Origin of the sequence: Bacillus sp. LBA3-1-1.1 (assembly GCF_040676495.1) — a bacterium.
Taxonomy (GTDB): Bacteria; Bacillota; Bacilli; order Bacillales; family Bacillaceae_G; genus Bacillus_A; species Bacillus_A nitratireducens.
This window is the reverse complement of sequence record NZ_JBEGIB010000018.1, coordinates 351,836-365,262: the sequence shown is the minus strand read 5'-3', so window position 1 is coordinate 365,262 and position 13,427 is coordinate 351,836. Positions and strand designations below refer to the sequence as shown.

General features: G+C 32.9%; 13 protein-coding genes. 7 read left to right on the top strand and 6 right to left on the bottom strand.

Annotated elements, in window-relative coordinates:
• Together MRBLBA3_RS16710 and MRBLBA3_RS16705 are read right to left on the bottom strand one after the other, a co-directional pair.
• Positions 1-64 (bottom strand): FDLD family class I lanthipeptide (locus tag MRBLBA3_RS16710; protein WP_208610845.1); only part of this gene is annotated, 64 nt, incomplete at its 3' end.
• 48 nt (positions 65-112) lie between these two features.
• Positions 113-253: a gallidermin/nisin family lantibiotic gene (locus MRBLBA3_RS16705; protein WP_000606628.1), complete on the bottom strand. Its 141-nt coding sequence runs from the start codon at positions 251-253 to the stop codon at positions 113-115.
• A 239-nt stretch (positions 254-492) separates the two neighbouring features.
• On the opposite strand from MRBLBA3_RS16705, the gene MRBLBA3_RS16700 reads away from it, so the two are divergent.
• The 5 genes from MRBLBA3_RS16700 (at position 493) to MRBLBA3_RS16680 (ending at position 5,741) form a co-directional block, all read left to right on the top strand.
• Positions 493-666, top strand: coding sequence for a hypothetical protein (locus tag MRBLBA3_RS16700; RefSeq protein ID WP_001030236.1), 174 nt, complete (start codon positions 493-495; stop codon positions 664-666).
• Positions 641-1,609 (top strand): polyprenyl synthetase family protein, encoded by a 969-nt coding sequence (locus tag MRBLBA3_RS16695; protein ID WP_016129906.1) that lies wholly within the window; start codon positions 641-643, stop codon positions 1,607-1,609. Before MRBLBA3_RS16700 ends, MRBLBA3_RS16695 begins: the two co-directional genes overlap by 26 nt.
• Positions 1,602-3,743, top strand: a complete 2,142-nt coding sequence (locus MRBLBA3_RS16690; RefSeq protein WP_001244598.1) for a sensor histidine kinase — start codon at positions 1,602-1,604, stop codon at positions 3,741-3,743. Before MRBLBA3_RS16695 ends, MRBLBA3_RS16690 begins: the two co-directional genes overlap by 8 nt.
• Positions 3,715-4,323: a response regulator transcription factor gene (locus MRBLBA3_RS16685; RefSeq protein ID WP_000022202.1), complete on the top strand. Its 609-nt coding sequence runs from the start codon at positions 3,715-3,717 to the stop codon at positions 4,321-4,323. The genes MRBLBA3_RS16690 and MRBLBA3_RS16685 overlap by 29 nt, the downstream gene beginning before the upstream one ends.
• Before the next feature lie 854 nt (positions 4,324-5,177).
• On the top strand, positions 5,178-5,741 hold the full coding sequence (locus MRBLBA3_RS16680) for a GNAT family N-acetyltransferase (protein WP_000553354.1): 564 nt from the start codon (positions 5,178-5,180) through the stop codon (positions 5,739-5,741).
• 319 nt (positions 5,742-6,060) lie between these two features.
• On the opposite strand, the gene MRBLBA3_RS16675 is transcribed toward MRBLBA3_RS16680, so the two are convergent.
• From MRBLBA3_RS16675 to MRBLBA3_RS16665, 3 genes are all read right to left on the bottom strand, one after another.
• Positions 6,061-6,729 carry a serine/threonine protein kinase gene (locus MRBLBA3_RS16675; protein ID WP_154214710.1) on the bottom strand — a complete coding sequence of 223 codons (669 nt, stop codon included), beginning with the start codon at positions 6,727-6,729 and terminating at the stop codon, positions 6,061-6,063.
• Positions 6,730-7,651: 922 nt separating this feature from the next.
• Positions 7,652-9,292: a M20 family metallopeptidase gene (locus MRBLBA3_RS16670; RefSeq protein ID WP_363382382.1), complete on the bottom strand. Its 1,641-nt coding sequence runs from the start codon at positions 9,290-9,292 to the stop codon at positions 7,652-7,654.
• A 75-nt stretch (positions 9,293-9,367) separates the two neighbouring features.
• Positions 9,368-10,117 carry an IclR family transcriptional regulator gene (locus tag MRBLBA3_RS16665; protein WP_000250741.1) on the bottom strand — a complete coding sequence of 250 codons (750 nt, stop codon included), beginning with the start codon at positions 10,115-10,117 and terminating at the stop codon, positions 9,368-9,370.
• A 265-nt stretch (positions 10,118-10,382) separates the two neighbouring features.
• On the opposite strand from MRBLBA3_RS16665, the gene MRBLBA3_RS16660 reads away from it, so the two are divergent.
• Complete coding sequence (locus MRBLBA3_RS16660) at positions 10,383-11,807, top strand: amino acid permease (RefSeq protein ID WP_098430982.1); 1,425 nt, start codon at positions 10,383-10,385, stop codon at positions 11,805-11,807.
• Positions 11,808-11,980: 173 nt separating this feature from the next.
• Positions 11,981-12,328, top strand: coding sequence for a VOC family protein (locus tag MRBLBA3_RS16655; RefSeq protein ID WP_363382378.1), 348 nt, complete (start codon positions 11,981-11,983; stop codon positions 12,326-12,328).
• Positions 12,329-12,548: 220 nt separating this feature from the next.
• On the opposite strand, the gene MRBLBA3_RS16650 is transcribed toward MRBLBA3_RS16655, so the two are convergent.
• Positions 12,549-13,319: a putative protein N(5)-glutamine methyltransferase gene (locus tag MRBLBA3_RS16650; protein WP_363382375.1), complete on the bottom strand. Its 771-nt coding sequence runs from the start codon at positions 13,317-13,319 to the stop codon at positions 12,549-12,551.
• Between the last annotated feature and the right edge of the window lie 108 nt (positions 13,320-13,427).

Below are 13,427 nucleotides of genomic sequence, written 5' to 3'. Positions count from 1 at the left end.
CTACATCACCTGAAGCTGTTGTTACTTGAACATCTAAATCAAAAAGGTTTTTTTCATTAATCATTTTCTTTTCCCCCTAAATTTTTTTAAGATAATATATCTTATATAGCAATTAGCAACAGAAGCTATTGAATGAACCTGTGTTTCCACAGCCAGGCGTACAAGCTGAAATACTTGTAATTTGTGGATCTACATCACCTGAAGCTGTTGTTACTTGAACATCTAAATCAAAAAGGTTTTTTTCGTTAATCATTTTCTTTTCCCCCTAAAATTTTTATTAAGACGTTATGTCTTATGTGTCTAATTTATCAGATAAATATCCTAGTAGAATCCGTATATTCCGCAAGTTTATATTGTAAATTCACGCATAATAAAAAAAATACATGTAAATTAAGTATTAAAAATTTAAGGACTATATTGAAAATATCCCGTTTTTATTGTATTTTTTTATATAGAACTAAAATACAGAATATTTGGAAAGAGGGTTTTTTTATGAATAAAGCAATATGGGAATTTTTAATGGAGATGAAAAAAAACAAACTTACCTTTGAAACTTATGAATTATGTCCTTCATTGGAGACACTATCAGTTGAAGAGCGAATTGTATTAGATGAGTATGCAAAGGATTTCCGGGTGAAAATTGATGGTGGAAATCAGTGGGTTTAAAGATTGTTTAATCAATCATATTGATTACCATATCTCCTACCGTAATCAAAGTGATGAATCTGAAATACTTCTACTTATTCAGAAATGTCTTTCTCATAAAGGAAAGATTTTAAATCCTGAATCTTCTGGCTTCTCATGGGGAGAGCTATATCTAGCTCTTTCTTTTTTGACCAAACGACAACCAATAACAAAAAGAGAATTAGATAAGGCAATGGGGGTTGAATTTATCTTTTTATCAGCGGATATAATAGATGATTTGTGTGATGGAGACGTATTAGATCCATTATATTTTAAAAACGAATATCCTCGTTTTTTGTTAGTTTCTCAATATTTACTTATGCAAGGACTGATATACTTAACTTATAAGACAAAAGATACTGCAACACGAGATCTTCTCCAACAATTGATACATTCGTGTTGTGGAGAATGGAAAGATATCCAATTTTGTTTTTCAATAGATAAAAAAATAATTTTAAGTGAAGAAGAATATATGAAACTTATTGAAAAGAAATCTGGTCTACTCACAGAAATTATCTTTCGAACTATTAATCCTGAAAATAGATTTTTAAAAGAAATCACATCTTATATAGGGATAGCTGGTCAGCTAAGAAATGATGCTAATGATGCCATGACAGATAATAAAAATGACCTTCAGGACTTAAAGGCTTATCTTCCTTTTTTAAAAGCTTATGAATATAGTTGCAAAACACAGGATAATTTTTTTGAAAATTTAACGGATAAACAAATATCTTCTTCACCTGAAGTTCGGGCATTAGTCCGGGATTACATAGAACAATCTGGAGCACTACACTATTGTCGTATCCTATCTCAACTATATTATAGAAAAGCATTTGCACTCTTAGAAATGCATTTTGTTCTTTCTAAAGACGAAATGACTTATTTTCAAATGATGGTTATGGGCAGAGGTCACTCCTATGCGTAATATTTGGTTCTGTATACCTTTAAGCATTTTATATTTATTAATACTTTTAATAAATAACTACTATTTTCACTCTAGTAATTTTAAAGAAAGCGTTAACTCTTTATTAATTAGTCATTTTTATATGATCAGCGTTATTAGTCTTATTTTTTTTACTATAGGATTAATTAGCTTTTTAAAAAAAAGACAATCTATTGTAGCAAAAAAATTCTTTTCTCTAACATCAGTCTTTGGGATAGCTATTTTAACATCCTTATTATCTAGCTATGATATAAATATTTTTAAAGCTATAGAGGTGAGTAGTATTTTTATGCTTTCTTATCTCTTAATAAGTTTTTTCTCTAATTTCCCTGTATCTACCAAACCAAAATATGTAAAAATATTCAACCTTGTATCATTTGTAATTTCAACAGGATTGACAATTATTTATATAATTTTTTGTTGTTTTGGATATATGTCTAACAATAATTTTAGCTTTTTATTTAAAGTTTTACTAATTACTAACCTATTTCTGAGTATTAGCATCTGTGTTTTTCTTGTTTCATTACATTTACGAGAAAATAATCTTAAGGTGAAAAGTCAATTATATATTCTGATTTTTGGTATTATTCTTAGTTTTTTACCTATTGTTCTACTTAATCTGATTCCCGGTCTACTTTTTGGGGAATCTAAAATTCCATTTACATATTGTTTACCTAGTATTATTATATTTCCTTTAACTATTTCTTATTTATTAATAAAGCAAGAAGTTATCGAATTTGAGATTAGAATTTCTAAATGGCTAACAAACTTACTCTTTTACTTGCTCAATTTCTTATTTTTTAATTTTTCAGTTGAGCAATTCATAGATTTGTCACAAAAAGAAATATTTATACTATGCAGCTTAAGTGTATTATCTGTTGTACTCTCTGTATATATATATAAACTTATTCTCTCATTATTTAGGTATTTAAACATAAAAAAGGATGCACAATCAGGTTTACATAAGATTGAGCTTTTTCAAACACTCTCGAAGGAAAAACATGCTAAAGAGCTTGCGAAATTAGTCGGACAGCTTATTAACCAGATGTTTAACATTAACGGCGTTTCCGTAATATGGAACTCAAATAGTATTTATCATTCATTATATGAGACAGGTATTTTTCAGGATATGGATAAATTTGAGCTGTTTAACCAATTGAATCAACTTGAACAGAATTACTTACTAAAGGAAGGTACTACTCCAATTCATATTCAGTTTGAAAAATACCACTTAATTTGTTTTCCAATACTCATTTACCAAGGCATGCAGGGAGCTATTATTATTGGTGAAAAAAATGATTATACATTATTTAAACCTCAAGAAATTAATGAACTTGAAGAGGTTGTAATAAACTCGGCAAATTTACTATTAAGTGTTAATACTCTCAATAGTAATAAAAAAGAAATTCGAAAAGCAAAGGTAAAAGCTCAAAACTGGAAACAATTTAATTATCAGATTATTCAATCTCTAGAGAGTGAAAGGAAAAGGCTTTCGATTTTCTTACATGATGAAATTCTTCAAATTCTTATTTTGCAATTAAACGAAATAAGAATGCTTCAGACCAAAAGAAACTTTTCTATAGACATATTAAATTCAATGGATGAGCAACTTGAAGATATTATCTATAGCATTAGAAAAATGTGTCATAATCTTCACCCTATTATCGTAGAAGATTTAGGTTTAGAAGCGAGTTTACACACACTAAAACGCGAGTTCGAATTAAATTATCGCATTCTCATTCATATACAATTTAATTGCAAATTAAAAATTCTCTCGAAAAATATCGAAATACAGATTTATCGTATTATAAAAGAGCTACTGAATAATGCTATAAAGCATTCCAAGGGGAATAATGTTCAAATACATATCATAGAAGAAAGAGGCTGCTATGTTTGTACTGTAGAAGATGACGGCATAGGCTTTTGTGTTCCGAACAGTTTTTCTGAATTTAGTACAAGCAACCACCTTGGTCTAATGACCATCCAGCGTCAAATTTCCGAGTTGAACGGAAATTTGAGGATATCTTCTGAAAAAGAACATGGAACATTAGTCACATTTACCATACCAGTAAATTGGGAGGAAAATAATGAGTATACATACACTACTAGTGGATGACCATTTGTTGGTTATGCTAGGCATCCAAAGACTACTAGAATCTGAGGAAGATATTGAGGTGATTAATACCGTTCACGATCCTTCCATATTAATTAAAACTGTGGAAGATACCCGTCCTGATGTAATTGTTACAGACATCAGGATGAAGCAGTATAATGGTATTGAACTTACAAAAGATTTATTGTCAAAATTTCCGGATGTAAAGGTTGTAATTCTATCAGGATATGATCATGAAGAATATTATAATGCGGCCTTTGAAGCTGGAGCAAGTGCATACATTACGAAAGAAAGATCAGCATTTGACCTAGCTAACGCAATTCGTCAAAGTCACATGGGATATATACTATTTTCTAAGAATCAGATTATAGGAAATAATATTGAAGCACTAACTTCTGCTGAACAAAGAATATTACTCTTAATCTCAAAAGATAAAACAAATTATGAGATTAGTACGGACCTTTCAATCAGTAAAAGAACTGTAGAATATCACATTTCTTCAATTATTAGAAAACTGGGTGTAGATTCAAGAGTTGGAGCAGTCGTAAAAGGGATTAAAAAAGGATTAATTGAAGGTTTTTAAGGATAAGGGGACATTGCAGAACTGTTATGTCTAAAAGTTTATTGATAAATACAGAGAAACAGAATCATAGTATATAACCACCAATACCTGCAAATGAAGAAATAGGACTCATGATTGGGTCCTATTTCTTCATTTGAGATAACTTTAACCAGATAAAAATTACAATCTTTTATTATATTCATAAATTCCCTCCCCATTATATTTTAAATTCATTCTGTATATGTTCCCACCACATTTCTCTCAGGCTGGAAAAGCAAAATCTTGCTCAAAATGAAAACACGCCATCCTTTCCTATGATTCTACAGAAAGAATAGCGTATTTATTCATTTTAGGGGGATTTTATTTTGTTAGCTTGATAGCGATGTGACGCTACCCCATTATGCAAAAGACAAAAATTGGAAGATAATAGATGAAAAATAATAATTCCTTATTCAACTAACGCATGCATGAGTTGAATAACCTAAGGCTGCTTCGGTAGCCATTTTTTCGTACCAACTGGCAGTTTAGTTTTCAATATGTGAAAAGGGATTTCTAAGTGATGAATTGAATATATATTTATTGTTTACTAATTTTTGGGATGTCCCTTTATGGGAGATAAGTTTTACTGTATTGCTGTATATCAAGTTCTTAATGAAGAAAGACTAGGAGCTTCGCACGGTTCTATAATAACTTATAGTGATGCTGTGACAGGATTTCTTGTTAGTGAGATAGGGTATTTTTTAATTTATTTATTATAGTAACGTACCACGAAATTGCAACTCTCGTCCTCAAGAATTATTTCTTTTGGGTGAAAGTTTTTTTATTATATAAGTTTCATTCTGTCATAATTTAAAGTTTTCGAGAGGAGAAATGATATGCATCCTATTTTATTAGATGTTCCGTTACAAATAGAAACAGACAGACTAATTCTTCGATCACCACTTCAAGCTGGTGACGGGAATGTCGTACACCAAGCTATTAAGGATTCAATTAGTGAGTTAAAGCAATGGTTGCTTTTATTCCAGTCAATCCCCACTGTTGAAGAAACGGAAATTATCCTGAGAAATGCCCATATAGATTTTTTAAAAAGAGAAAGCTTTCGCTATCTTATCTATCATAAGGATACTAATGATTTTATTGGAACTGCTAGCCTTCACCGAATTAATTGGAAGATTTCTAAATGTGAAATCGGATACTGGATTAACACGCAATTTAGTGGCAATGGATATATGACAGAGGTAGTAAGTGAGTTAACAAACCTTGGATTTCAGTTACTTAAATTTAGAAGGATTGAAATAAGATGTGAATCTACTAACACGAAAAGTCGTGCGATCCCTGAAAAACTAGGTTTTGAGCTTGAGGGGATATTACGTAATGAAGATCTTTCAGCTGACGGTAAAAAACTAATTGATACCTGCATCTTTGCAAAGGTAAATTAGGTTAAAATTTTAATACTCAATTGAGTCTGTGTACATAGTTTATCCCCTTCTAATCCGTTATTGTGATTTGTTTAGAACTATAGTACATCAATATGTTTAAAATGTAATGTACTGAAATGGGTATTTTCTATTAAAACAAGAAGATTTACTTCTCATAATAATATCAGTATTATATACAAATGTTACAATCATTTTATAAATAAATTGCTTCATGAAATGATAAAATTAGGACCGTACATATTAGACATATCTAAAATGTACGGTCCTTTTGTTTACTAGTGGTTCACTTATCTAACCTAAAGATAAGTATGTGGGCCTTTTACAATTTGAATTTCTTTTTAAGCTTCTTATATTTTCTATATGAACGTCTAACAATGTTTAACATGAAATATGGTATTTTAACAGGGAAAGGCAATCTATAAATAAAAGGCAAGTAAAATGTAAAATACGCCTTTTCTAAGTCTCTCCACTTACTATCTTCTTTTGTTTTTAAGAAATCAGATACATCGACTACATATCCCCTTCCGTTTTCCATCATCACATTTTTCCCGTGAACATCACAAGGAGTTAATCCTTGCTCCCTTGCATACTCTATAGCTTCATTGATATCAAGGATTACCTGCTTAGGAATTTTAATCCCCTTATGGATAGCATCATATAAGGTAATTTCTTTTAAACGTTTCAATACTATGAAATTTTCTCCTTTATATATAAGCTTTGAATAAGAAGGATGATTTCCGATTCTTCGGTATACTTCTGACTCTTTTTCAATTCCTTCTCCTTCTCGCGCGTAAACTTTCACTACCCAATCTTTGTATTTTTTGTGCATAAATACTGCGGCATAATTACCTGTCCCTAAACACTTCCAAAGTCTAGGAATATCTTTAACTACTACAGGCTCGAATTCATCCTCGCTTCTTATGCTTACCTCTTTTAATAATTCGTCCTTTATCAATCTCACAAAACTATTTATACTCATCATTTCCACTCCGGTTTTGCTAAAAGGTGTACTACCCCATACCCATCAAGTTAAAAAGTACATTCTTCCCTAATACGAAAAAAAATGAGCAGACTTCACTAAGTAACTAACTTTAGAGAAATTAAATTTTCATTTAGGGGGGTACTTCAAAAACCTTAAAATGGATATTCTACGCAAATATATACTATTGATACAATATGTTAACTTCACATGATTATATTATACAAAAACTCAGCAAATACCGTTACAAAAAGTGTACAAGCTACATTTATTAATAATATACAACTTATACAAGTTGTTCAATGAAGAATATTTCGCAGATAAAATTGACTGTTTTAAACCAGAAACTTTTAAAAATTCACTCCCATATACTCAAGGAGTTAACGAATGGATTGGCTTATTTTTTGCCTAAGGAAATAGATTAGCAGATGGAGAAAGCACTGGGTGCACTTTATGTGTACTGATTGTTCAGAATGGTGAAATAACCGATTCCCAAGCTAATATTGTTGTCACTGATGAAGCAGATCATTTGTTACTTGCTCATGAAATCGGACATGCACTATTTGCTAGAATAGTAAGGAACAATATAGAAAGCACAGCACCTTGTTGTCAAAATGATCCTACAGGTCATAGTAACGAAGAAAATGATCTAATGCTTCCGATAGTACCAGCAATTCCTAATCCTATTCTCACACAAAAAGAGGTAGAAAAAGTTCTGCAAAGCCCTAAAGCTTTTTATGTTCAATAATTAATATAAAAAAGAGGACAAGAAAATTCTTACATCACAATTTTCTCCCCTTTCTCTACTTATCAAGTAACATTAATAAATGAGGTACCGTCACATTCTCATAAAACTAAGGCTTCACACTATTCATTCAGCAAAAAAAGACCGTATTATTACGGTCTTTTTTCTATCACCCTTACACAGAAACTATGACTGTGTAACTTTATTAGAAACAAGTAATTTTTCAATACATATAGGTAACATATCTAATAGCGTTTCAAATGCGTAATTTACGTCCAGACGCTCCGTCCATTGATGTGCATCTTTTCCTACTGGCCCCATATTTAATACTGGAACGTCAAACTCTTCTAATTCCTGAAGTGGAATCGAATAACCTTTATCCCATAATGGCATATTGTCTACAAGGGAACTCATTGAATCCAATGGGTTTTGTAAGCCCACATAGCTCAAATCTGAAATTCCTCCAAAATAATTTTGATTTTCAAATGTAATACTATGATTATAGTGGGCATACTTTTCCATTTCTACAACTACCTCTTTAATGAAAGGATTGTTGCGTGAACTCACAGCTGGATAGTATGGCGGCGCAAAGAAAAGTACAATCATCGGAGCCTTTTCTTTACATAAGATAGCTAATTTGTCTACTAAATCAATAGTTACCGCACGATCATCTTTATCTTCTCTATTTTTTATAATATCGGATTGAATTTCATCTATTTTTCCTTGCCCATGTTGTTCAATTGCATACGCGATAAGCTCTTCATACGTTAATACATTTACTTTAAGATTAGGCGGTATGAACGGATTATACTTAGAAAAATGATACGCTCGCTCCTCATACGATTCTTCAATTTTCTTTGCTACTTTCGTTACCTTTTGACGTAACAATGAAACTACATCTGTCATCGTTTTTTCTAGTAAAAACAAGTTAAATAACGTGACAGCACGATGAGGAATTTGTACAGAATAATCCTCCTTTAAATCTCTTTGAAGCAAGTTAGTTGGTGGAGGACTCGCTTCACCATCTACAATATCACAAAGGTCAGTATTCAACTCTAATTCTGCTGTTAATAATGCAGCCATATAACTCCCATTTAATCCTGCAAAAGGTTCGCCTACATGTGTCTCTTTTCCATAGCAAAGGAAACCAGGTAACACCTTACCAATAGAACCAGTATAAATATACTTATTTTGGTCACCAGGATGTCTTGAAAACATAGGCTCTGAATTTAAGACCGTTTTATACTCTAAGTCATGTTCTTTTGCTAAATCTAATAATCTCGGAACTGCAGCTCTCATCCCTACAGAGTTCACTTCTTCATCTGGAACAGCCAATAAAAGAACATTCCCATCAAATCTTCCTTCACATGCTTGCTCAACCATCGCCATTTGTAAAGCTAGACCACATTTCATATCCATCGTTCCTCTACCAAAGAGCCAATCTCCTTGCTCTATATCTTCACGTACATGATCTGGTAGCTCATCTTTATGAGAATAAAACATAGATGTTAATTTTTTAGGGTTAAATGCATCTTCTTTCCACACTCCATAATCTTGTACATCTACAACATCAAAGTGGCTAACAAGAATTACGGTATTTTTCGTACTATCGCTTTTCTTTACTAGGGCTGTAACAAAATATCGTCCATCCCCCGTCGGATTTTTTTGCAAATGATGCGGATTTTGTTTGAAATACTGTAAGTCAGATAATTGTTCTACAACAAAGTCTGGCAATATAACTTCAGCTTCTGAACCTGTAATACTAGGAATTTCAACAAGATTGCTTAATAATTGCACCAATTGTTCTTTAGATTGCCACTTTGACATATAAATCCCCCTATTTTTCCGCATTATGAAAATCAATTCCAATATATGAATAAAAAATGACGACAGTTATCAAAATTATACTTCTGATGTTCTGCCGATTTTTATTGATATTTCATGAGCAGCTTGTTTTACCTTACTAATAAGAAAAGATAGTCGATCATCATTAATGCGATGACTAATCAATCCGATACTTAATGCTCCTACTACTTTATGATTAAATCCTATAATAGGTGCTGCTACTGAAGCTGTCCCTTCTGTTTTTTCACCATAACTCACAGCATATCCTTCGTTTCTTATCTGCTTTATTTGATCGAAAAGAATTTGCTTTTGTTCTGGTAAAGAAGAAAGTAAATGTTCTACAATGTGTTCCATTTCATTCGTGTTCATATTGGCAAGCATCGTTTTATTTGCGGCGCCAATCGAAAGTGGAATCTGCTCCCCTAAGTTATCGATAACTCGAATTTTTAAAGGGCTATCAATTCTTTCAATGATAATAGAATGTGTTCCATTTGGAATGTTCAAATAAACACTCTCTTCAACTTCAGAGGCCAAACGCTTCATCACTTCTCTTGCAACAGATCTGTAGTCTACCTTCTCCAATTGACGTAATCCTATTTCCATCCACATTGGTCCAATCTTGTACTGTTTTGTTTCTGAAATTTGCGTAACTAATCCATGCTCCATTAGAGAGTTCAGTAACCTATGTACTGTACTAACCGGGAGATGTGTTCTATCAGCTATATCAGAAATAGCCCAATACTCTTTTTCATTTGTAGAATTCAACAACTTAATAATACCTATCGCTCGATCAATGGACTGTACCATAACTCGCCTCAACTTTACTTGTAGTATGTTTAGCCTAATTACCTATCAATTTAACAAAAATTTAAACTGAAATCAATTAATTTATTTAATTTTCTAAAAATAGAGATATAACACTATCAAAAAAATGAAAACGTAAACAAAAAAATATTGACTTTTCTTTTTAATTATCTGAAAATTAGAACAAGATTTCACATCACGGAATACATTCCATAATACGGAAAAAACATCAATTTTCATACTACCAATTTTGAAAGTGAGGAAAACAATGACGCAAGTAAACAATTCAAACAATGAATTAAAGCGCACGATGAAAAGTAGACATCTATTTATGATTGCACTCGGTGGTGTGATTGGAACGGGGTTATTTAACGGATCTGGCTTTATTATAAGTCAAGCTGGACCTGGTGGATCTGTACTTGCCTTTATGGCCGGTGGATTATTAATGTATCTTGTTATGTTATGTCTTGGTGAGCTTGCTGTAGCAATGCCTGTTTCAGGATCTTTCCAGGAATATGCTACCAAATTCATTAACCCTGCAACTGGGTTTACAATCGGCTGGTTGTATTGGTTAAGCTGGGCGAATACGACCGGTCTTGAATTTACAACTGCTGGTATTACAATGCAGCGCTGGTTTCCTGATATTCCTGTCTGGGTTTGGTGTTTAATATTTGGTGTTACAATATTCACTATTAACGCATTATCCGCTCGTAGTTATGCAGAAACAGAATTTTGGTTTTCAAGTATAAAAGTATCTGCCATTATCGCTTTCATTATTCTTGGCGGCGCCGCTATGTTCGGTTTTATTGATTTAAAAGGAAACGAACCCGCTCCGCTTCTTTCAAATTTCGTAAATCATGGTGGTTTATTCCCAAATGGACTTGCCGCTATCTTATTAACAATGGTTACAGTCAATTATTCCTTCCAAGGTACAGAACTTGTTGGAATCGCAGCAGGTGAAAGTGAAGATCCAGCAAAAACTTTACCTCGTTCTATTAGAAATATAATATGGCGCACGATGTTTTTCTTCGTCTTAGCAATCTTTGTTCTTGTGGCTTTAATTCCTTGGGAAGAGGCAGGATTAACTAAGAGTCCGTTTGTTGCTGTATTTGATAATATCGGTATTCCATATGCAGCTGATATTATGAACTTTGTTATTCTTACTGCTGTTCTTTCTGTCGCAAACTCAGGACTGTACGCCGCAACTCGAATGCTTTGGTCGTTATCAAAAAATGATATGGCTCCAGCCTTTTTAAAGAAATTATCATCACGAGGGATACCTCTAAACGCTTTAATCTTGACGATAGCTATTTCTGCTTTTTCTCTTTTGACAAGCGTTGTAGCTGCTGAAACAGTTTACTTATGGCTGATTTCAATTTCTGGAGTCATTACAATTATTGTTTGGATGTCAATTTGTGTTTCTCAATTCTTTTTCCGTAAACATTATTTAGCCGAAGGTGGAAAATTAGAAGACTTAAAATTTAAAACTCCACTTTATCCTCTTGTACCAATTCTTGGTTTTGGATTGTATGGCATTATATTAATAAGTCTTATCTTTATCCCGAATCAAAGACTAGGAATCTATTGCACTGTACCATTTATCATCTTTTGCTACACCTACTATCACTTTAAGGTAAAGAAAAGAATTGCTACTAACACTCATACAGAGACTAAAATTAGCGAAACTTCGTAATACTGTACGATATTTAAAAGACCGCACATTTCTTTTACCTTATGTGCGGTCTTTTATCATTGCTTTATTCATTTTTCCAGGCCCCTATTTCCCACTTACTATTACTCTTTTGTTTTGATATATTGAATACATAGTCACATTAAAAATTAAAAGACAGACAGGAGTTAAATACAATGATAAAAGGTGTCGGAGGAATATTTTGGAGAACTAAAAATCTTGATGTTATAAAAAAATGGTACAGTGAAGTGTTGAAGATTGAAATAGAAAATTGGAATGGAACTGTGATTAAACCCGAATTAGGAACAGAGACTATCTTTTCTTTCTTTACTGAGAATGACAGTTATTTTCCAACAGAACAACAAGTAATGCTGAATTTCCAAGTACATAATCTAAACGAGACTATTCAGCATCTTGAACATATTGGTGTACCTCTTGAAAAGAAAGAAGAGATTAGTGAATTTGGAAAGTTTATTTGGATTAAAGATCCTGAAGGTCGATTGATTGAACTTTGGGAGAAATAGTAGATTTTAATCCTTTGCTATTAAGCTAACAGATGCTTTAGTTCAATAAGGTAAATAAAAAGAGTGCATCTCCGTTTATTAGACACAGTCTAACAATCGGAGGTGCACTCTTTTATGGATTAACACTTCTTAGTGTTGTAAATCCGTATTTTCCTGATTCTACCCCTTGTAGAGATTGATTATCAAAAGGATTATATTCATTGAATAGTGCTCATTTACTCTAAAAGCTAGAATTAGAACCGATAATGACAGTAGCGTCCAGTTCCTTGTTTCTAGCGACTTTTGTGCTAAGCCCAGCAGCAGCAAAGATTTCAAAGGCCTGGGATGCCTGAACTTCGCTCGTCTCTATCAAAAGATGTCCATCCAAAGCTAACCAGAGTAAAGCTTCTTCTACTACTCTTCGCAGAATGTTAAGACCATCCTCACCTCCATCAAGCGTTACATTTGGTTCATATAGGCGTGCCTCCCGGGGGAGAAACCTTATTATTTCGGTAGGTACGTAAGGTACGTTCGCAACTAGGATATTTACATGGCCCTTAAGTGAGTCTGGTAGAGCTTTATACAAGTCACCTTCAAAAGCATGACCGCCAAAATTCGTTACATTGCGGCTAGCGCATTGTACTGCGCTAGGGTCAATGTCAACAGAATACAATTCAACTCTTCCCAAAGCTGCTGCCAGTGCGGCACCCACAGCACCTGATCCACAACATAAATCAACAATGATATCGCTAGAACGTGATAGAGCCTCTGTTTGATGAACAAGGAACTCGGTACGTTTACGCGGTACAAAAACGCCTCGATCCACTTCTATTCGTAGACCACAAAACTCCGTGTATCCAACAACGTATTCCAAAGGTAGACCGTTGACTCGCATTTCTACCATTTTCATAAGGTCCTCTGGAGTTAGTGCCTCTGACATAAGTAACCGGGTCTCATCTTCTGCGAAAACACAACCAGCACCCCGAAGCTTGCTAACTATACATTTTTCCATTTTCATATCCAAAAAGAAATTTGTTTTATTCTCTATATTATCTCACCACTTTTGATAAAGTTTGTTTGTAATTCAAAATTCGTTAAAAATAGCTAATATCCTTCTTGA